General features: G+C 47.2%; 21 protein-coding genes. 10 read left to right on the plus strand and 11 right to left on the minus strand.

Features of this window, described 5'->3' with window-relative positions; translation table 11 throughout:
- Positions 1-52 precede the first annotated feature (52 nt).
- The 3 genes from JQN59_RS14440 to JQN59_RS14450 all read left to right on the plus strand — a co-directional run bounded on the left by JQN59_RS14440 (position 53) and on the right by JQN59_RS14450 (position 1572).
- Positions 53-166, plus strand: a complete 114-nt coding sequence (locus tag JQN59_RS14440; RefSeq protein WP_003036148.1) for a YceO family protein — start codon at positions 53-55, stop codon at positions 164-166.
- Between the two features lie 262 nt (positions 167-428).
- Positions 429-995, plus strand: coding sequence for a cytochrome b (locus JQN59_RS14445; RefSeq protein ID WP_149608145.1), 567 nt, complete (start codon positions 429-431; stop codon positions 993-995).
- Position 996: 1 nt separating this feature from the next.
- Positions 997-1572 (plus strand): YceI family protein, encoded by a 576-nt coding sequence (locus tag JQN59_RS14450; protein WP_149608146.1) that lies wholly within the window; start codon positions 997-999, stop codon positions 1570-1572.
- Between the two features lie 45 nt (positions 1573-1617).
- Here the strand turns inward: JQN59_RS14450 and trhO are convergent, their stop codons facing one another.
- Complete coding sequence (trhO, locus tag JQN59_RS14455) at positions 1618-2670, minus strand: oxygen-dependent tRNA uridine(34) hydroxylase TrhO (protein ID WP_149608147.1); 1053 nt, start codon at positions 2668-2670, stop codon at positions 1618-1620.
- Between the two features lie 220 nt (positions 2671-2890).
- On the opposite strand from trhO, the gene JQN59_RS14460 reads away from it, so the two are divergent.
- Both JQN59_RS14460 and mdtG read left to right on the plus strand, forming a co-directional pair.
- Complete coding sequence (locus JQN59_RS14460; RefSeq protein ID WP_003036136.1) at positions 2891-3811, plus strand: Kdo(2)-lipid IV(A) acyltransferase; 921 nt, start codon at positions 2891-2893, stop codon at positions 3809-3811.
- Between the two features lie 155 nt (positions 3812-3966).
- Positions 3967-5187, plus strand: coding sequence for a multidrug efflux MFS transporter MdtG (mdtG, locus tag JQN59_RS14465; RefSeq protein WP_032942948.1), 1221 nt, complete (start codon positions 3967-3969; stop codon positions 5185-5187).
- Positions 5188-5251: 64 nt separating this feature from the next.
- Here the strand turns inward: mdtG and JQN59_RS14470 are convergent, their stop codons facing one another.
- The gene (locus tag JQN59_RS14470) at positions 5252-6583 is read right to left on the minus strand and encodes a sensor domain-containing diguanylate cyclase (RefSeq protein WP_149608148.1); all 1332 of its coding nucleotides are present in this window, start codon (positions 6581-6583) and stop codon (positions 5252-5254) included.
- A gap of 691 nt (positions 6584-7274) precedes the next feature.
- On the opposite strand from JQN59_RS14470, the gene JQN59_RS14475 reads away from it, so the two are divergent.
- Positions 7275-7652 carry a MysB family protein gene (locus JQN59_RS14475; protein WP_008784346.1) on the plus strand — a complete coding sequence of 126 codons (378 nt, stop codon included), beginning with the start codon at positions 7275-7277 and terminating at the stop codon, positions 7650-7652.
- On the opposite strand, the gene JQN59_RS14480 is transcribed toward JQN59_RS14475, so the two are convergent.
- From JQN59_RS14480 to mdoG, 3 genes are all read right to left on the minus strand, one after another.
- Positions 7653-7856: a YceK/YidQ family lipoprotein gene (locus tag JQN59_RS14480; RefSeq protein WP_003036125.1), complete on the minus strand. Its 204-nt coding sequence runs from the start codon at positions 7854-7856 to the stop codon at positions 7653-7655.
- Between the two features lie 100 nt (positions 7857-7956).
- Positions 7957-10485 carry a glucans biosynthesis glucosyltransferase MdoH gene (gene mdoH, locus JQN59_RS14485; protein ID WP_032941800.1) on the minus strand — a complete coding sequence of 843 codons (2529 nt, stop codon included), beginning with the start codon at positions 10483-10485 and terminating at the stop codon, positions 7957-7959.
- Positions 10478-12013, minus strand: a complete 1536-nt coding sequence (mdoG, locus tag JQN59_RS14490) for a glucans biosynthesis protein MdoG (protein WP_103014639.1) — start codon at positions 12011-12013, stop codon at positions 10478-10480. Before mdoG ends, mdoH begins: the two co-directional genes overlap by 8 nt.
- 271 nt (positions 12014-12284) lie before the next feature.
- On the opposite strand from mdoG, the gene mdoC reads away from it, so the two are divergent.
- Positions 12285-13445, plus strand: a complete 1161-nt coding sequence (mdoC, locus tag JQN59_RS14495; RefSeq protein ID WP_008784343.1) for a glucans biosynthesis protein MdoC — start codon at positions 12285-12287, stop codon at positions 13443-13445.
- 19 nt (positions 13446-13464) lie between these two features.
- Here the strand turns inward: mdoC and JQN59_RS14500 are convergent, their stop codons facing one another.
- From JQN59_RS14500 to csgB, 6 genes are all read right to left on the minus strand, one after another.
- Positions 13465-14955, minus strand: coding sequence for a phospholipase D family protein (locus JQN59_RS14500; protein ID WP_204528083.1), 1491 nt, complete (start codon positions 14953-14955; stop codon positions 13465-13467).
- Entirely contained in the window at positions 14888-15430 is a 543-nt protein-coding gene (gene ymdB, locus JQN59_RS14505) for an O-acetyl-ADP-ribose deacetylase (protein WP_003832103.1), read from the minus strand. Before ymdB ends, JQN59_RS14500 begins: the two co-directional genes overlap by 68 nt.
- A 100-nt stretch (positions 15431-15530) precedes the next feature.
- Positions 15531-15851, minus strand: a complete 321-nt coding sequence (locus tag JQN59_RS14510) for a type 1 fimbrial protein (protein ID WP_057069114.1) — start codon at positions 15849-15851, stop codon at positions 15531-15533.
- 150 nt (positions 15852-16001) lie between these two features.
- Positions 16002-16334 (minus strand): curli assembly chaperone CsgC, encoded by a 333-nt coding sequence (csgC, locus tag JQN59_RS14515; protein ID WP_020996502.1) that lies wholly within the window; start codon positions 16332-16334, stop codon positions 16002-16004.
- A gap of 60 nt (positions 16335-16394) precedes the next feature.
- A complete protein-coding gene (csgA, locus tag JQN59_RS14520) occupies positions 16395-16844 on the minus strand; it encodes a curli major subunit CsgA (RefSeq protein ID WP_008784338.1) in 450 nt (149 codons plus the stop codon).
- A 40-nt stretch (positions 16845-16884) separates the two neighbouring features.
- Positions 16885-17340, minus strand: coding sequence for a curli minor subunit CsgB (gene csgB, locus JQN59_RS14525; RefSeq protein WP_032941802.1), 456 nt, complete (start codon positions 17338-17340; stop codon positions 16885-16887).
- 760 nt (positions 17341-18100) lie between these two features.
- On the opposite strand from csgB, the gene csgD reads away from it, so the two are divergent.
- From csgD to csgF, 3 genes are read left to right on the plus strand one after another with little or no spacing between them, the layout of a single operon-like run.
- Positions 18101-18751: a biofilm master transcriptional regulator CsgD gene (gene csgD, locus JQN59_RS14530; protein WP_003832092.1), complete on the plus strand. Its 651-nt coding sequence runs from the start codon at positions 18101-18103 to the stop codon at positions 18749-18751.
- 4 nt (positions 18752-18755) lie between these two features.
- Positions 18756-19154 carry a curli production assembly/transport protein CsgE gene (gene csgE, locus JQN59_RS14535; RefSeq protein WP_008784336.1) on the plus strand — a complete coding sequence of 133 codons (399 nt, stop codon included), beginning with the start codon at positions 18756-18758 and terminating at the stop codon, positions 19152-19154.
- 25 nt (positions 19155-19179) lie between these two features.
- Positions 19180-19593: a curli production assembly/transport protein CsgF gene (csgF, locus tag JQN59_RS14540; RefSeq protein ID WP_003832089.1), complete on the plus strand. Its 414-nt coding sequence runs from the start codon at positions 19180-19182 to the stop codon at positions 19591-19593.
- Positions 19594-19618: the final 25 nt, after the last annotated feature.

Genomic DNA, 19618 nt, shown 5'->3' on the forward strand with positions numbered 1-19618 from the left:
TAAATGAATGGCCTCGTTGGTGAGGCCATTTTTAATGACAGGAATAACGTCAATGCGCCGTATCTTTCACTATCTGGTTAATAATATTCGCGAGCATCTTATGCTCTACATTATTTTATGGTCACTGCTGGCCATTATGGATGTAATATATATTATGTTTTTCTGATTCCTGCGCGCTGACAATAATTGACAAAAATTGAGATTAGCTTAATTTTCATTGCAATAAACTGAATAATAACAAAAACCATAACATCCCATAGACTAAGCCCCGCCACATATTTTCGCACTAATCCCTTGATGATTACCTCAACAATCAGTCAACTTTATTGAATAAAAAATAAATATCATCACTATTGTTATTTATTAGTTGCATTAATGTCTTTTACACGCCATTTTCATTCACTTCTGAAATATCAATCGGTGTGCTTATGCAATTCAATAATACTCCACAGCGCTATGGCGTAGTGTCAGCCACATTACATTGGCTGATTGCGATTGCTGTATATGGCATGTTTGCGTTGGGGTTATGGATGGTCACGCTCAGCTATTACGACGGCTGGTATCACCAGGCTCCCGAACTGCATAAAAGCATCGGCATCCTACTCATGATGGGACTGGTTATCCGCGTTGTCTGGCGGTTGTTCTCCCCTCCGCCTGCTGCGTTGGCAAGCTACTCCCGTTTGACCCGTATCGCAGCGGCACTGGGTCACCTCGGACTTTATTTGCTGCTCTTTTCGATTGTCATCAGTGGATATCTGATTTCCACCGCAGATGGCAAAGCGATAAGCGTCTTTGGCTGGTTCGACATTCCCGCCACCCTGGCCAATGCGGGTACCCAGGCCGACCTCGCCGGTAGCTTGCACCTGTGGCTTGCGTGGACCGTGGTGATTTTATCCCTACTACACGGACTGATGGCCCTGAAACATCACTTTATTGATAACGACGATACCCTCAATCGCATGTTGGGAAAATCGTCATCTGACTATGGAGCTTAAAATGAAAAAAAACCTGCTGGGACTTACACTCGCTTCTCTGTTATTCACCACCGGGTCGGCCGTGGCGGCAGATTACAAAATTGACAAGGAAGGACAGCATGCCTTTGTTAATTTCCGTATTCAGCATCTGGGTTACAGCTGGCTGTACGGCACTTTCAAAGATTTCGACGGTACGTTTACCTTTGATGAGAAAAATCCCGCAGCCGATAAGGTTAACGTAACCATCAACACCAACAGCGTTGACACTAATCACGCCGAACGCGACAAGCATCTGCGCAGTGCAGATTTCCTTAACGTGGCAAAATTCCCGCAGGCGACCTTCAGCTCCACCAGCGTGAAAAAAGAGGGGAATGGCCTGGATATCACCGGTAATTTGACCCTGAACGGCGTTACCAAACCGGTTACGCTGGACGCGAAGCTCATCGGTCAGGGTGGCGATCCCTGGGGCGGTACGCGCGCTGGTTTTGAAGCGCAAGGTAAGATTAAGCTGAAGGATTTCAACATCACCACCGATCTCGGCCCTGCATCGCAGGAAGTCGATTTGATCATCTCAGTGGAAGGTGTTCAGCAGAAGTAACGCATGAATTACCGGATGAGGTACTACCCCTCATCCGGCATCATGTTATTGCGCAGGGTCTGGAATACCCAGTTTGGTATTCAGGTGACCGCGTGATTTATTGAAGATTTTATTGCCATTTTCACGCCCCACACGACGACGCCGTTGTTCCTCTTCCGGCAGCTCACTCTCTTCGCTACACAGCTCGCTACAGCAGCCTTTATATTTCTGCGCACAAGCCGGGCACTGAATAAACAACAGATGGCAGCCATCATTTTTGCAATTAGTATGGCTATCGCACGCCGTGCCGCACTGATGGCAATGCGCGATAACATCTTCAGAGATCCTTTCGCCCATACGCTCATCAAAGACAAAGTTTTTACCGACAAAACGTACCGGAAGCCCCTGTTCACGCGCCTTGCGGGCATATTCAATAATACCGCCCTCAATGTGCCAGACTTTGCTAAATCCATTGTGTTTCATCCAGGCGCTGGCTTTCTCACAGCGGATCCCACCCGTGCAGTACATCACGATTTTTTGATCTTTATGCGCCTGCATCATTTCAACCGCTTTCGGCAACTGGTCGCGGAACGTGTCTGCCGGTATCTCCAGCGCATTCTCGAAATGACCCACCTCATATTCATAGTGGTTGCGCATATCAATGAATACCGCGTCAGGATCGTCCAACATGGCGTTCACTTCAGCCGCCTTCAGGTAGTCACCCACGTTGCTGGCGTCAAAGTCTGGATCGTCAATACCATCCGCCACGATACGTTCGCGGACTTTCATACGCAGTACCCAGAACGATTTACCGTCATCATCCAGCGCAATATTCAGACGTAAATCCTTCAATGCAGCATCAAACGCATAGAGCTGCTGGCGAAATGCCTCGACGTTGCTTTGCGGTACGCTGATTTGCGCGTTAATTCCTTCATGGGCAAGATATACTCGCCCAAAGACGTTCAATGCGGTGAACATCTGGTACAGCGCATCACGCGTGTGCTGAGGATTGGCAATGGTGAAATATTTATAGAATGATATCGTCGTGCGCGGTTCGGTCTCGGCCAGCATTTTGGCTTTGAGGGCATCGTTCGAAATGCGGTTGTGTAACACTGGCATGGTGTACGTATCCTGCAAATAAGGAATAAATGAAAATCGGCGGCATAATAAAGCAAACATCGCCAATTTACATCCACACATTTTACGCTACATTTCATACTTCACGATAAAATCGCAACAACAATTGCGGAATTAATCACCGTTCTCCCGTCACAAATTTTTGATACGCGCGAAAAAATGCGACAATACAGGGAATTGGTCGTTTGAAGACAGGATAGACATGACGAATTTACCCAAGTTTTCGGCTGCGTTACTGCATCCACGTTATTGGTTAACCTGGCTGGGTATTGGCATCCTTTGGTTAATCGTGCAGTTACCGTACCCCATCCTCTTTAAGTTGGGCTGTGCGTTAGGTCGACTGGCGCTACGTTTGATGAAACGTCGGGCAAAAATTGTTTCCCGAAATCTGGAACTGTGCTTCCCGCAGATGAGTGAGCAGGAACGCCAGCAGATGGTCGTCAAGAACTTCGAATCCGTAGGTATGGGCGTAATGGAAACCGGGATGGCCTGGTTTTGGTCCGATAAGCGTATTTCGCGCTGGACGGAAGTGATCGGAATGGAACATATCCGTGACGTTCAGGCGCAAAAACGCGGGATTCTGTTAGTGGGTCTGCATTTTCTGACTCTGGAACTGGGTGCGCGCCAGTTTGGCTTGCAGGAGCCGGGTATTGGTGTGTATCGGCCTAACGACAATCCGCTGCTGGACTGGCTACAAACCTGGGGCCGCATGCGCTCGAATAAATCAATGCTCGATCGTAAAGACCTGAAAGGGATGATTAAAGCCTTGAAAAAGGGCGAAGTGGTCTGGTACGCGCCGGATCATGATTACGGCCCTCGCGCCAGCGTGTTTGTACCACTTTTTGCCGTTGAACAAGCCGCAACAACCTCAGGGACCTGGATGCTTTCGCGCATGTCCAATGCCTGCCTGGTACCGTTTGTTCCCCGCCGCAAACCTGACGGTAAAGGGTATCAATTGATTATGTTGCCTCCAGAATGCTCACCACCGTTGGACGACGCAGAAACCACTGCCGCGTGGATGAACAAAATTGTTGAGCAATGCATAATGATGGCGCCAGAACAGTATATGTGGCTGCATCGTCGCTTCAAGACGCGTCCTGAAGGCTCCCCTTCTCTGTACTGACGTAGTGTTGCAGCCCAGTGGGCTGCAACCCGCTCCCTACCCGTTTTAGGTTTAACTGCTATCCGCATTGCAGCAACTATCAACCAGGCGCATAATTAGCCTGCTTACTTATATTCAATCGATAGCGCAAACAGCGCATCACACTGCGGATCGCTATGTCACCCTCAGATGCCCCCATAAACTGGAAACGCAACCTCACCGTTGCCTGGTTAGGTTGTTTTTTAACCGGAGCAGCATTTAGCCTGGTCATGCCCTTTTTGCCTCTTTACGTCGAGAGTCTCGGCGTCACGGGTCATAGCGCCCTGAATATGTGGTCAGGCCTGGTCTTCAGCATCACCTTTCTCTTTTCAGCCATTGCCTCTCCTTTCTGGGGTGGCCTTGCCGATCGCAAAGGACGAAAAATCATGCTGCTGCGTTCCGCGTTGGGCATGGCAATTGTGATGCTGCTGATGGGACTGGCGCAAAATATCTGGCAGTTCTTAATCCTGCGCGCCTTGTTAGGGCTGCTTGGTGGATTCATCCCCAATGCGAATGCACTGATCGCCACCCAGGTTCCACGCAATAAAAGCGGCTGGGCACTGGGAACGCTTTCAACCGGTGGCGTTAGTGGCGCACTGCTCGGGCCGCTAGCTGGCGGGCTGCTCGCGGATCAGTACGGATTACGCCCGGTATTTTTCATCACCGCCAGCGTGCTGCTGGTCTGCTTCATCCTGACGCTATTTTTTATCCGCGAGCGTTTCCAGCCGGTGAGCAAGAAGGAGATGCTGCACATTCGTGAAGTCGTGGCCTCTTTAAAGAACCCCAAACTGGTGCTGAGCCTGTTTATCACCACTTTGATCATTCAGGTAGCCACCGGTTCTATCGCGCCAATACTGACCCTGTACGTTCGAGAGTTGGCTGGCAACGTCAGCAATATTGCATTTATCAGTGGGATGATAGCCTCTGTCCCCGGCGTTGCGGCATTAATCAGCGCCCCGAAACTTGGCAAATTAGGCGATCGAATTGGCCCGGAGAAGATCCTGATCGTCGCGCTGATCGTTTCTGTGTTACTGCTTATTCCAATGTCATTTGTCCATACGCCCTGGCAGCTTGGTGTTCTGCGCTTTTTATTGGGTGCGGCCGACGGCGCTCTGCTCCCGGCGGTACAAACGCTGCTGGTTTACAACTCGACCAATCAAATAGCTGGACGTATTTTCAGTTATAACCAGTCATTTCGCGATATCGGTAACGTAACAGGACCTCTAATGGGGGCAGCGATATCCGCCAACTACGGTTTTCGTGCCGTTTTCTGTGTGACCGCGGGCGTCGTACTGTTTAACGCCCTGTACTCGTGGAATAGCCTGCGCCGTCGTCGGAGTACAGAGGTCGTGGGATGATTTGTGTATTTGTATTCGCCGGTTCGGAATAATAAACTTATCTTACACGGCGTATATTTCAACCTTAATGATAATAGTAACACACCTTATTTCTGCCAGAATTTTTGGCTTCATACAATGCGGCATCGGCGTATGAAACAACTTTATCCGCTGATTCATCATCAATTTTGCTGCAATATACACCGATACTTATCGTCATTTTTTCTTTTAACTCATATGAATTTGGTATTGTCGTACCATTCTCTACATTTCGCCTAATTCGCTCTGCAACAACAATTGCCTCATCTTTATCGTTACACTTAAGAAGGATCGCAAATTCTTCACCGCCTACTCTGGCAAAAATATCCGTATCTCTGATTGATTTATTGACAATATCGACAATGCTGATTATCACTCTGTCACCTTCCTGATGACCGTAAGTATCATTAATCCGTTTGAATTTATCAATATCCAGAACCATTACACATACTGTGCCTTTTGCTAATGATGATTTTAATGACTTATAGAATAGTTTACGATTATATATTTTAGTCATTGCGTCTTTAATAGCTGAATCCGTTTCTTTTTTTAAGATGATGAAGGTGTTGTACATCAGTATTGAGATTATACACAGGGCACTTATCACCTCAATCCCCCGGCTTACATACCAAATATACATGTTATATTCATCCAGGCTCAGAAGTAGTACATTGGTCAATATTGCTGAACAACACAGTAGCCCTATACTTTTCCACAAGATGTTATGGGTTCTGGTTTTAATGATTAAATACAACAGGACCAGTCCCCAGGATACAATAAGCGAATAAATGTACCCAATATGCCAGTGCACAGTGACATTATCAGGCTTCAGGCTTGTGATCTCGAGTGTAAAATTAGGGTTGTAACTGGCCAGAGCGTGCGCCACCACCGAGATAACAAGCATGATTAAAAAAGACAGAACGATATAGCAAGGTTCTCTTTCTTTGGTTTCAATAACTGTCGAGGATGCTTTATAAGATTTTAATGAAACAAATAGCAGAGCGATGAAACTAATCTGCCGAAAGTAATAGAATATGGCTATGTCGTTAGTTCTTTTTTCGATTGAGGCATAATCATTAATCAAGCCCTGAACGATGTAGATAGTCTCGATGAAAAATATGTTATTCCCAAGAAACGCCATACCTAATATCATGAGGCAGGTGAGATCTTTTCTACAAAGATACTGGAATAACATAAACAGGAAAATTATCCCATATAAAAAGAACAAACCTACAATTATAATCAGATATACTGTTTGCGGGACACTTTGTATCGTTGATTTAAATTGTGTAAGACACACTCCACCAAGAACATAGCTAGCCAAACAGATTATATAGAAAGCCATTAACCTTCTATTATTTGAATTGCCGTTATCCATAACAACCTTAAGGGCTTTCTTAATTTTGCATTTTATATAATAAAGCATAAGACTTTGCAAACTATTATATCTGCACAGATTCAATGACACTAATTCATTTCTTATTTAATGGTTTCTTATAGATTTATAACCTTTGTCATTAATAATATTTAATTATGTATACTTTTTAAGTATCACTCACACCATTCACAGCCCCCATACACAAAAGATACTTTGTCACTACCAGAGACACCACTAAGTTTAGCCACTTTCATTGATTGCACCTGCGACACTTCCGTATTGGGCATTAATTTTCTTCTTTGTTTTTATTAAGTTATGAAATATTACGTCATAAGCGATCGGATTCCCTCTCTAAAACACATAAAAAATAACGTTCAACCCTGAAGATTTCCTTATATAACGTCATTTTTTAATTTTTTGATTTTCATTACTACATTGCAAATCACATACATTACTATTTTTTCTTGAATTTTTTTCCTGATATTACGTCGGCTTCAGTATCTGCCAATGTAAATTTTTCATAAACAACCGAAGTTACTTTCCCCCAGTCTCGTAGGCATTGCAGGCAGTAATCATCTGATTGAATGAACCATGCAGCTAATGGGTTTGACGCTCTGCGGATCGCCGTCTATAGATTGAATCATCCCCCTTTATTGTTCGCCTTAGGAGAAGAAATATGGCAAAGAATGACATGAATTTTTATGCCACGTTGGAAGAGGCTATTGATGCAGCTCGTGAAGTGTTTCTGGCTGATAACCCTGACCTTGAGTCAGACGACGCCAGCGTTCAACAGCTAAGCGTCCAAAAATACGTGCTACAGGATGGCGACATTATGTGGCAGGCGGAATTCTTTGCTGACGAGGATGATGTAGATGGTGAATGTCTTCCAATCCTGAGCGGGGAAGCGGCCCAGAGCGTTTTTGATGGCGACTATGATGAAATTGAAATCCGCCAGGAGTGGCAGGAAGAAAATACGCTTCACGAATGGGATGAAGGTGAATTCCAGCTGGAACCTCCCCTTGATACTGAAGAGGGACAGACCGCAGCCGATGAATGGGATGAGCGATAATTACTCGTAAGGTCCATGATGTATGTCGAGCGGCAGCAGCAACGTATCAAACACCAGCGAAAATGGCAGATCGAGGATAGTGACGTAGCGCCATGCGGAGTCCCTAACATCCCATTGCACGCCAGGATAGTATTGGTTTCCGTGTCCTTGCCCTGGGATGGTACGACTAATAATGCTGCCGCATCCGCTCAGGAAGAAGATCATTATTCCTACAGCCAATATTCGCACCTGCTACCTCACGACTCATTCTATTCAATATAAAAAAATACCGGCACCAGGCCGGTATTTTCACGTTACAGAACGCTTATTTTTTCCTGAGCGCCAGCGGGTTCAGTGTCAGTCCCTGATAGTAGTTCACCCACGAAGAATACTTATCAGGTGAATTCCAGACACGGTAATGTAAACGCGCCATGGTCACCGGATCGCTCAACAACACCAGGCGACGATCGCGATTCAGTTTCTCCGGCGTTTCGTTCAGTGCCTGTTCCACATGACGATCGCGTGCAATCTCCAGCACGTTGCTGGCGCGGTGGCGTGCAGTCGCCATGGCCGTGGCCAGTGCGTTAAACGACGGATTAAACACCGCATGCATAAAGCCATCGTCCAGCGTACGTTTACGGTTCATCACCAGATAGGTATCGGTATCCACCAGCACCTGCGGCGGAGAATACTCTTCCGGGATCAGGAACAGCTTCCAGCGCTTGGTACGTAACCCCACCGTGGAACGGCTGGAAATCACGGAAACAAATGGTGACAGGATCAGCGAGAAGACAATCGGTGCCAGCCAGAACAGGAAACGCAGATCCAGCCAGGCCATACCCACAGCCCACACCAGCCCCAGCAGTAACTGAGAACCGTGACGCATAAACGCTTCACCCCACGGGGTCGAATCGTCATCGCGCTGCGGCGAATTCCACACAACTTCCCAACCGAGGAAGGCACTCACGACGAAGACGGTGTGGAACAGCATACGCACCGGCGCCAGCAGCACGGAGAACAGAACTTCCAACAGTAGCGACAGCGTGACGCGGATAAACCCGCCGTACTCTTTCGTCCCTTTACACCAGATGAGCAAAATACTCAGCAGCTTCGGCAGGAACAACAGCACCATCGTTGAAGCAAACAGCGCGATCGCCAGTTCAGGTCGCCATTGCGGCCATACCGGGAACAGCTGACGCGGTTGCAGGAAGTACTGCGGCTCCGTCAACGCATGCACCACCTGCAATGCGGTAGAGAGCGCGAGGAACATAAACCAAAGCGGCGCAGACAGATAGGACATTACACCAGTCAGGAATACCGCACGGTGAACCGGGTGCATCCCTTTCACCAGGAACAAACGGAAGTTCATCAGGTTGCCGTGGCACCAGCGGCGGTCACGCTTGAGTTCATCCAGCAGGTTCGGCGGCAGCTCTTCATAAGAGCCCGGCAGATCGTAGGCAATCCACACGCCCCAGCCAGCACGACGCATCAATGCCGCTTCCACGAAGTCATGGGAGAGGATCGATCCCGCAAACGAGCCTTCGCCCGGTAACGGCGCGAGCGCACAGTGCTCGATAAATGGCTTCACACGGATAATTGCGTTGTGGCCCCAGTAGTGTGATTCCCCTAACTGCCAGAAGTGAAGCCCGGCGGTAAACAGCGGTCCATAAACACGGGTCGCAAACTGCTGGCAGCGCGCATACAGCGTATCCATACCGGAAGCCTTCGGTGAAGACTGGATAATCCCGGCATTCGGATTCGCTTCCATCAGACGCACCAGGCCGCTCAGACAGTCACCACTCATCACTGAGTCAGCGTCCAGCACCACCATGTAGCTGTACTGATTTCCCCAGCGACGACAGAAGTCATCAATGTTGCCGCTTTTACGCTTCACGCGACGACGACGACGGCGGTAGAAGATCTGCCCTTCGCCCTGCACTTCGGCAATCAGCTCCATCCACGCTTTTTGTTCTGCCACGCAGATATCAGGGTTGTAGCTGTCGCTCAGGATATAAACATCGAAATGTTCGGCGTTGCCCGTTGCTTTGACCGATTCCCACGTAGCGCGCAGTCCCGCAAATACGCGATCAACGTCTTCGTTACAAATAGGCATAATCAGCGCGGTACGGTGTTCAGGATTCAGCGGTTCGTCCCCAACCGTTGAGGCCGAGATACTGTACTTATCTCGTCCAATCAACAGTTGCAAGAAGCCCATCAGCGCAGTCCAGAATCCCGCAGACACCCAACAGAAAAGCACAGCAAACAAAATAAGAATGCCGGTCTGGAGCATGTAGGGCAGCAATTGCATAAAGGAGACCCATAAATCCTGCCCCATCATGTCTACCGGATTAATAAATGCCCACCCCTGATACGGGAGGATCGTCTTCATATACCAGGTTGCTACGACCGTTTGCGCCAGCGTTAGAATCAACAGCGTATAGCGGCGGATGGTGCCTACGGTACGCCATTTTTGCTCGCTCTCCTGTTCTTCTTTCGTCAAACGCGAAAGATAACGCGGCGTCACATCGCGCCCACGCAAGCGATCCCAAAAACGACCAACCGGGTTGGTACGCCAGGGATCGGGGAACATAGAGGTACGCGTCGCTTTTGGCATCGCCTGCAGCTGATCGCGGCCCTCATCGTCCTTAACCAACTGCTCTTTAGCCAAAGAATCCGGCCATGCTTGCTCAAGGCGAGCTTTCACAGAACCCTGCGGTGAATCATCTTCGCGCGAGTAAGTACGATGCTCGGCATCCAACGCCTGATGAACGGCGCGGATGTCAGTTTTCGGCAGTGCCGCTTTCTCGATATCCGAAAGCGGCATTGCGTCAATATACTCAGTTGTCTTATTCATTGGCAGGTAACTGGTAGCTCCAGGTTTCACTCAGCGTCTGATCGGCATTGACCAAGGCAGCACGCATTTCAGTGGTTTTCTTCACGTCTTTCACTTTCACGCGCAGCATCAAACGCCAACCCTTAGATACCGGGTTATAGCGCACAGTGCTTTCAACGATTTCACCGTTGTCGCCAATACTGGTTTGTGCGGTAACCGGGGTATCCTGCGGCAGCTTTTTCATATCTGTGCCGGTAAAGTCCACCACAAACGCGATGGTACCGTCAGGCTGACGAATCAGGTTGGACTGTTTTACATCACCGGTAGAACGACGAGTCTGCTGTACCCAGGCGCTTTCCGGCGCATGAAGCTTGTCCTCATCACGCGTGAACGTCAAAGTGTACTTGAAGTTCATCTCTTTGCCCGCTTCAGGCAGTTGATCCGGCGTCCAGTACGCAACGATGTTATCGTTCGTTTCATCGTTAGTTGGGATTTCAACTAACTCAATCTTACCTTTACCCCAGTCACCTTTTGGCGTGATCCAGGCGCTTGGGCGCAGATCGTAACGATCGTCGATATCTTCAAAACGCGAGAACTGACGGCCACGCTGCAACAGTCCGAATCCTTGCGGGTTTTCCATTGCGAAGCTGCTCACCGCGAGATGTTTCGGGTTATTCAGCGGACGCCAAATCCACTCCCCGTTGCCGGCATGGATAGACAAACCGTTAGAATCATGCAGTTCCGGACGATAATTTGTCGCCGGAGACGGCTGGTTCGGTCCAAACAGGAACATACTGGTTAACGGTGCCACGCCCAGTTTGCCCACTTTGTCGCGCAGGTAAACTTTGGACTGAACATCCACGACCGTGTCACGGCCTGGAATAATGACAAAACGATACGCTCCGGTTGCACGCGGAGAATCCAGCAAAGCATAAATGGTTAAACGTTTATCAGTCGGTTTCGGACGTTCGATCCAAAACTCACGGAAGCGGGGAAATTCTTCACCAGAAGGCAGAGCGGTATCAATCGCGAGGCCACGCGCTGACAGGCCGTAGACCTGACCTGCACCCAGAACGCGAAAATAGCTGGCACCGAGCATGCTGACGATTTCATCGTTTTTATCTTTGCTGTTGATCGGATACAGCACTTTGAACCCGGCGAAGCCGAGATCTTTTACCGTGTCTTTATCATGCTGAACATCGCCAAAATTAAAATAATCCGGGCTGTATTTGATTCTTTTCACCGCCGTGGCGGTAACTTCGTTGATTTTGACCGGCGTGTCGAAGTACATACCCTGGTGGTAGAACTCGAGCTTAAATGGGGTCTTGAGATTGCTCCAGTACGCTTTATCGCGATTGAACTGGATCTGTTGATAATCCGCATATTTCATGTCGCGGAAAACGGAGGGCAAGTTACTTTTTGGCGCCTCATAGCCTTTCCCGGCTAAGGATTGAGCTTGTTTTGCAACATCATCAATACTGAACGCCCAGCTCGATGATGTGTACAGCGTTAACATGACTGCTGCACCCAACCAACGCATTTTCATCATTTGTAGTTTATGTTTCATAATTAGTAAGCACTTCCCCCTTTGTGTGCTTATATTGATCCGATCCATTTTAATGGATAATCGGGTACTCCGACAACTGAATCCCTGTATTGTTCGCGCGCTGGCTCATGGTTTAAGCAGGTTCATCTGCCTGTTTTCACTTTGCGTGCTTATCCTGGAGACAGGTTGTTGGACTTCGTGTAGGGTTGCCCTCGAATGTAACCATTATTCGTCTTAGGGATAAGACGAAAAGTCTGAGAATACGTAACTGTCTATGAGCTCTGTATCACCACCACGTGAATATTTTCTTGACTCCATCCGTGCCTGGCTAATGTTGTTAGGGATCCCATTCCATATTTCATTGATCTACTCCACCCACACCTGGCACGTGAACAGCGCAGAACCGTCATGGTGGTTAACCCTTTTTAACGACTTTATCCATGCATTTCGCATGCAGGTCTTCTTTGTCATTTCAGGTTATTTTTCCTACATGCTTTTTTTGCGCTATCCGTTAAAACGCTGGTGGAAGGTGCGTGTAGAACGCGTGGGGATCCCTATGCTGACCGCGATTCCGCTGCTTACGCTGCCGCAATTTATCATGCTGCAATACGTGAAAGGGAAAGCAGACAGCTGGCATACCCTCAGCGGCTATGACAAATACAATGCGCTGGCCTGGGAGCTGATTTCCCATCTGTGGTTTTTACTGGTTCTGGTGGTGTTAACGACCCTGAGCATGTGGGTGTTTACCCAGATGAAAAACAGACTATCGCGTGGAGACGGTACCTCTGCATCGGGGGTGTCGATGACCAAATTAACGCTGATTTTTATATTGTTGGGTGTCGGCTATGCCGCCGTCAGAAGAACGATTTTCATCCTCTACCCTTCGATTCTCAGCGATGGCATGTTTAATTTTATCGTTATGCAAACGCTGTTCTATGTGCCTTTCTTTATGCTCGGTGCGCTGGCGTTTATCAATCCGAATCTGAAAGCACTGTTTACCACGCCATCGCGCGGCTGCACGCTAGGCGCCGCATTCGCATTTGTCGCATACCTGCTCAATCAACGTTACGGCAACGGCGATGCCTGGATGTATGAAACCGAATATGTCATTACCATGGTCATGGGGCTATGGATGGTGAATGTCGTCTTTTCGCTTGGCCACCGTTTACTGAATTTCCAGTCGGCTCGCGTGACCTATTTTGTCAACGCGTCGCTGTTCATCTATTTGGTGCACCACCCGTTAACGCTGTTTTTTGGCGCGTATATCACACCGCATATCAAGTCGAATCTGCTGGGTTTTCTCTGCGGTCTGCTTTTTGTGGTTGGAATTGCGGTCATACTGTACGAAATCCATTTACGGATCCCGGTGCTGAAGTTTCTCTTTTCGGGTAAACCGCCCATTAAGCAGGATAAAAACAAGGCGGTAGCCGGTTAGTTTTCTTGCATTGAATGGTTCAGAGCAACCATTCAATGGGCAGCACGGATGCAAGCCTCACCAGAACCCGCTTCCAGAATCCTGTAGCGGGTTCTTTTTTCAGTACCTGTTCGCTGCCAGAAAGCCGATCAACCCAGTTGATTCTGCCCCAACGGTCAAGACGTAGTTGCCAGGCCATGTCACGCTGGCTTTGCATAAAACGTTTATGAATCAACTCAGCCAGTACTTCACTCTCAATCACAAACCCCATTTCCGTATTGAGCAACGTTGAACGGGGATCAAAATTAAGCGATCCTATAAACACTTTACGACCGTCAATACTGAAGGTTTTCGCATGCAGGCTGGAGCCTGAATTACCGGTTAATCCCCGGTCGTGTACTGCTGAAACGCGATCGCGGGTTGGTTTGAGCTCGTATAACTCCACGCCGTAGCGCAGGAGTTTTTTTCGCCAACGCGCATAGCCCGCGTGAACGACTGCGACATCATTCGCCGCCAGAGAATTAGTTAAAATTGCGATCTTAACGCCTTTTCTCACCAGTCTCAGGAGCTGCGCCACACCGGCGCGAGTTGGTACAAAGTAGGCGGAAATAATATCAATACGCTCGGTCGGAGATCCCATCACGTCAAACAAACGCTGCGGTAATAGTGAGTGGCGCGGCGCTTTCCCCTCTCCTTTTGCAGGATCATCACTCAGCAAGCGCGTTTTCGCCCAAATTAGCGGCAGCGACCTCTGATCGAGATGGGTCATAAACTGGCTGGTTTCCAGCTTATGTAGATAGCGACGCGTGATGTCATCGTTATACCAGGATTCAGGAAGTTCGATTTTTTGCGTAGAAGCTGGTTCAGCCACCTCAAGTACGTTTTGCAATGTTGAAACCGAGCGGCAGTGCCAGTAACGCTCAAAGTCGTCTGCAACATCCTGGACAACCGGTCCAATAGCCATAACGTCCAGATCGGAAAACAGTGGTTGTTCGCCTGCGCCAAAATAGGCATCGCCTATATTTCGCCCCCCCACAAGAGTTACGACGCCATCAGCGGTATAACTTTTGTTGTGCATACGTCGATTCAACCGCGCAAAATCGGTTAAATAGCCCAGGGCACGCAGGATGCGAAAGGAAAAGGGATTAAACAGGCGGACTTCAATATTAGGGTGATTGTCCAGCAAACGCAGCGTGTCATCCAGACCTGGCGTGTTGTTATCATCCAGCAACAAACGCACCCGGACGCCCCGCTTCGCTGCGGCCAGCAAAACGGAAAATAACAATAGCCCGGACATGTCGCTTTCCCAGATGTAATACTGAACATCCAGGGTACGTTCCGCCATTTCCGTCAACCGATAGCGAGCAGCAAACGCATCCAGGCTGTCATCCAAAGTCAGAATGCCGCATTCTCCCGGGTGGTTTACGCATAGCGGCGTGATGGCACGCTCAAGTCGCGTCATATCAGTCCGTGCGTTCATCGCCTTGTTGGGTAAGTAATCTCTTGTAGAGTCGAGCGTTTTCTTCATCAAAGCACACGAAGTATATTTGATCGGGTAGCGTACGTCGGGTGATAAATTTCAACACCGTTTTCACCGCGATCTCTGCCGCTGCAGCACGTGGGTAACCATAAGCTCCGGTGCTTATAGCAGGAAAAGCAATGGATTGATAACCATTGGCTAAGGCCAGTTGCAATGTATTTAGATAGGCCTCTTCAAGTCGTTCAGCCTCGTGGTGATCACCGCCTTGCCAGACGGGTCCTACGGTGTGAATAACTGCTTTTGCCGGAAGCGCGCCAGCCAGCGTGATAACGGCATGCCCGGTCGGGCATTCTCCCTGTTGTTGTATAACCTGTTTGCAGGCCTCCAACAACGCAGGCCCGGCAGCACGATGAATCGCGCCATCGACTCCACCTCCTCCCAGTAACGAGGAGTTGGCCGCATTGACGATCACATCTACCGCGATCGTCGTAATGTCGCCCTGTAACACATGAACACGCGATTGCATAAGTTCCCCCTGACAAAACACTCTCCGTTAAGTGTACAGCAGGGTTTTCCTTGAAATCTCACTTTTTAGCCATAAGCGTGCATACCTACGCCAGAATGATTCATTTATATTCAATATTCAGAATAGCCATGCTTTTCTGTTCATTGAGGTAATGCATTTTCACCGTGGCAATTTGTTGCACACTCTGAGGCGCTGTCGTGACCTGTTGCAGGTCGTAGAGACTATTACTCATCGTGCCATCACGCATACATGACAATTCAATCTGTTGTTGTCGAGTGTTAACGTCGCAAGGTGCTTCAACTATTGCACCACGAAAATGAATAACCCCGCCGGGTAAGATTTGCGTCGCCATTGCGGGGAGGGTGAAAAGAGAAAAAGCCCACAAACCGGTATTTAAAATACGCTTTAATAATGTACACATAAGGGTTCCTCAATGATTAATCATCCTTGAGGGATCGCAATGATCCTTCACCGCTGCGAGTTACGATCAAATAAAACGTTTGTTCGTTTCTATATTCATAGAACAGCACTGCACTCCCAGCCACACCCTTAATGCAAATCCGGCAAAAAATTATGGGTGACTGTTTGAGTCAGGCCATTGTTGCGACAGATGCAGAGACTGCCCGTCAGAAACGGTAACGATAATTTTGACCGAATCCTCCGGTGAAATATTAAAGCTCATTTTTGTTAATTCAATTGGCCGATTAGCAGGGACCGAAAGGCTTGTTTTCTGCTGTGACTGACTTTGTCCGCCCTTTCCTTTACGTACGGCAAGGACTTGCACTTCACATACGCACGGTTGAGCTAATGTCACCTGAGGAATAATGGTGTACATGTCACCTTGCTGAGTTGTATTGAATGTTATTTGATTTGCCAACGCGGCAATGAGTAATAGCGTGTGCATAATATTCTCCCGAAAAAAAACAGGGCTTTCGCCCTGTTTATTATCAGTCAGAAAACTGAATTAGTGCTGGTTAGCTGTAGCATTGTTGCCATAACCAACCTGCTGAATCAGCACATTGGAGTCAGACGCTGTCTGATTAACCACAGCACCGTTACGACCACCGAACTGAGTTACGCTGATATCAGCATTTTTTGCATTCCACTGATTGATATCAGCACTGTTCTGGAAGCCGGTCTGTTTCAGGCTAATGGTACTGTCATCAGCACCTTGGCCGACGGTCGCACCGTTACCATGTCCGTGTTGTGTGATAGTCACGTCTGATTTACGTGCATCACTTTGCAACGCATTCGCAACGTTACTAGAGCCAAATTGGTAAATACTCATTGAAGAGTCTGGGCCATAGTTGCTACCGCCACCATGATGATTACCGCCCCATTGCGGAACAACACCTGCCAGAGCACTGCCAGAAACTACGATTGCTGCGAATGCTGCCACTTTTAAAAGTTTCATGGTAAACCCCCATCGGATTGATTTAAACGTCGTTTATGGATTAGCGTTGAGTAACGCGAATTGCCATTTGCGACTGTCTCTGCACCACAACTGCTGTTTTTTGTGTACCGTACTGGGTAATATTGGCTTTATTACCAGAGCCTTTCTGGATAATCATCGCCGTATTACCGTAAGAGCTTTGTTTAATACTCGCATCATTAGAGCTACCCGTTTGATCAATATATGCAAAGTTATTTGATCCCGTCTGATCTGTTTTCGCCCGGTTACCTGAACCTTCTTGCGAAATGACCGACAATAACTTGGTGCCCTCCTGGCGAGTATTTGCACTATTAGCAGTACCAACCTGACCAATAATGGCTGCCTGATTAAATGAAGACTTACTTAATTCATTTACCGCAAAGTTATATTCTGAATTAGCTAAATCATAACTGGTTGCGGATGCAATCCCAGGCACACCCAGTATTGTAAACATCATAAATAACAACTTGTTTTTCATGTTGTCACCCTGGACCTGGTCGTACATGAAGTTAAATTAATTACCACTCAAATTGTTGTTAACATGACTTACATTTGTTAACGCCACGTTACGATGAAGAGTATGTCTGTGGAAACATTTTAAATAACTCACCCGCGAGTGGTATTTTTATATCCGGATTCACACCAAAGTACTAATTAACAGTGAATAACACCGCTTCAGGTCTGGCTTTTATTTTTATTTTGCTATCAGTAATGAATTTCTATGCAGTCACTGAGAAAGTGCATTTTGCACGATATCAGGGCCTCTCAGTACAACGTCGAGATAGACATCGGTACAAGTCGTGACAAAGGTCATTTTTTTCCATCTAAAATTGACCAACGTAAATTGAGACAAGGATTTTAGAATTCATTAGAAATCTAAAACTCAACAACCATTAATTAACTAATTTAAAATCAATGCGTTAGTATAATTTGTATGATTTTTTAAATCTATGCAGCAAAGGTAAAATGTACAACTTTCCTATCAAATCTAAACTCTAATAAAACCATAAAATCACATTTTAATATATAATTTTACAAGTTGTTACATGTTTAACACTTGCTTTAAGATTTGTAATAGCTAGATTGAAATCAGTTGAAGTCCATTTGTTTTAATATTTTCACCCCTTTGGGTCGATATTTTATATCTACACAGCAGTGCAACATCTGTCAGTACTTCTGGTGCCTCTATTTTAGTAGAGACAGCTGTCAGGTGTGCGACTAAAAAGTGGAGTTTCATCATGTTTAATGAAGTCCATAGTATTCATGGTCATACATTATTGTTGATCACAAAACCTTCTTTGCAGGCAACTGCATTATTACAGCATTTAAAACAATCACTGGCACTCACCGGAAAACTACATAATATTCAACGTTCTCTGGATGATATATCCTCCAGCTGCATTGTTTTACTGGATATGATGGAGGCAGATAAAAAACTGATCCATTACTGGCAAGATAATTTGAGTAGAAAAAACAACAATATAAAGACGTTATTGTTGAATACTCCTGATGATTACCCTTATCGGGATATCGAAAACTGGCCGCATATCAATGGTGTTTTTTACGCAACTGAAGACGAGCAGCGTGTCGTAAGCGGCTTGCAGGGTATCTTGCGCGGTGAATGTTACTTCACGCAAAAACTTGCCAGTTATCTGATCACGCACTCTGGAAATTATCGTTATAACAGCACGGAGTCGGCACTGCTGACGCACCGTGAAAAAGAGATCCTTAATAAATTGCGTATCGGCGCCTCAAATATTGAAATCGCTCGCTCACTGTTTATCAGTGAAAATACGGTAAAAACACATCTTTATAATCTTTTCAAAAAGATAGCTGTCAAAAACCGTACGCAGGCGGTCTCATGGGCCAATGATAACCTCAGGCGATAAAGCCATGAAACGGTATTTGACCTGGATTGTGGCAGCAAATTTATTCTTTGCTGCCGGGAGTCTGCACGCAGCGACAACCGTAGAGGTGGAGGTTCCCGGGCTGTTAACTGACCACACTGTCTCTTCAATCGGGCATGATTTTTATCGGGCCTTTAGTGATAAGTGGGAAAGCGAGTACACAGGAAACTTAACCATTAATGAAAGACCCAGTGCGCGTTGGGGAAGTTGGATCACCATAACGGTCAATCAGGACGTTATCTTCCAGACTTTTTTATTTCCGACGAAAAAAGACTTCGACAAAATTGTAGTCTTCGCATTGGCACAAACTGAGGAAGCATTAAATCGCCGGCAAATAGATCAAACACTATTAAGCACTAGCGATTTAGCGCGTGATGAATTCTAAAACATGATTTTGTCCGGAGGCTTTCATGCGTGTTAAACATGCAGTGGTTTTGCTCATGCTAATTTCACCATTAAGTTGGGCCGGAAACATGACGTTCCAGTTTCGCAACCCAAACTTTGGTGGCAACCCGAATAATGGTGCTTTTCTGTTGAACAGCGCCCAGGCCCAGAACTCATATAAAGATCCAAGCTATGACGATTACGGTATTGAAACCCCGTCAGCTCTGGATAACTTTACTCAGGCGATTCAGTCACAAATTCTCGGTGGCCTACTCACCAACATTAATACCGGTAAACCAGGAAGAATGGTGACCAATGATTTTATCATTGATATCGCCAACCGGGACGGACAACTGCAATTGAATGTCACCGACAGGAAATCGGGGAAAACTTCGACAATTGAAGTGTCGGGTTTACAAACACAGTCGACCGACTTCTAAGTTATAGCCACGAAAGGAAATAATC

The organism is Citrobacter sp. B72 (genome assembly GCF_016894305.1).
GTDB lineage: Bacteria > Pseudomonadota > Gammaproteobacteria > Enterobacterales > Enterobacteriaceae > Citrobacter > Citrobacter portucalensis.

Bases quoted from the DNA above. Each gene is read 5' to 3' on its own strand.
- JQN59_RS14440 (WP_003036148.1), top strand. From the start codon at position 53: ATGCGCCGTATCTTTCACTATCTGGTTAATAATATTCGCGAGCATCTT.
- JQN59_RS14445 (WP_149608145.1), top strand. From the start codon at position 429: ATGCAATTCAATAATACTCCACAGCGCTATGGCGTAGTGTCAGCCACA.
- JQN59_RS14450 (WP_149608146.1), top strand. From the start codon at position 997: ATGAAAAAAAACCTGCTGGGACTTACACTCGCTTCTCTGTTATTCACC.
- trhO (WP_149608147.1), bottom strand. From the start codon at position 2,670: ATGCCAGTGTTACACAACCGCATTTCGAACGATGCCCTCAAAGCCAAA.
- JQN59_RS14460 (WP_003036136.1), top strand. From the start codon at position 2,891: ATGACGAATTTACCCAAGTTTTCGGCTGCGTTACTGCATCCACGTTAT.
- mdtG (WP_032942948.1), top strand. From the start codon at position 3,967: ATGTCACCCTCAGATGCCCCCATAAACTGGAAACGCAACCTCACCGTT.
- JQN59_RS14470 (WP_149608148.1), bottom strand. From the start codon at position 6,583: ATGGATAACGGCAATTCAAATAATAGAAGGTTAATGGCTTTCTATATA.
- JQN59_RS14475 (WP_008784346.1), top strand. From the start codon at position 7,275: ATGAATTTTTATGCCACGTTGGAAGAGGCTATTGATGCAGCTCGTGAA.
- JQN59_RS14480 (WP_003036125.1), bottom strand. From the start codon at position 7,856: ATGATCTTCTTCCTGAGCGGATGCGGCAGCATTATTAGTCGTACCATC.
- mdoH (WP_032941800.1), bottom strand. From the start codon at position 10,485: ATGAATAAGACAACTGAGTATATTGACGCAATGCCGCTTTCGGATATC.
- mdoG (WP_103014639.1), bottom strand. From the start codon at position 12,013: ATGATGAAAATGCGTTGGTTGGGTGCAGCAGTCATGTTAACGCTGTAC.
- mdoC (WP_008784343.1), top strand. From the start codon at position 12,285: ATGAGCTCTGTATCACCACCACGTGAATATTTTCTTGACTCCATCCGT.
- ymdB (WP_003832103.1), bottom strand. From the start codon at position 15,430: ATGCAATCGCGTGTTCATGTGTTACAGGGCGACATTACGACGATCGCG.
- JQN59_RS14510 (WP_057069114.1), bottom strand. From the start codon at position 15,851: ATGTGTACATTATTAAAGCGTATTTTAAATACCGGTTTGTGGGCTTTT.
- csgC (WP_020996502.1), bottom strand. From the start codon at position 16,334: ATGCACACGCTATTACTCATTGCCGCGTTGGCAAATCAAATAACATTC.
- csgA (WP_008784338.1), bottom strand. From the start codon at position 16,844: ATGAAACTTTTAAAAGTGGCAGCATTCGCAGCAATCGTAGTTTCTGGC.
- csgB (WP_032941802.1), bottom strand. From the start codon at position 17,340: ATGAAAAACAAGTTGTTATTTATGATGTTTACAATACTGGGTGTGCCT.
- csgD (WP_003832092.1), top strand. From the start codon at position 18,101: ATGTTTAATGAAGTCCATAGTATTCATGGTCATACATTATTGTTGATC.
- csgE (WP_008784336.1), top strand. From the start codon at position 18,756: ATGAAACGGTATTTGACCTGGATTGTGGCAGCAAATTTATTCTTTGCT.
- csgF (WP_003832089.1), top strand. From the start codon at position 19,180: ATGCGTGTTAAACATGCAGTGGTTTTGCTCATGCTAATTTCACCATTA.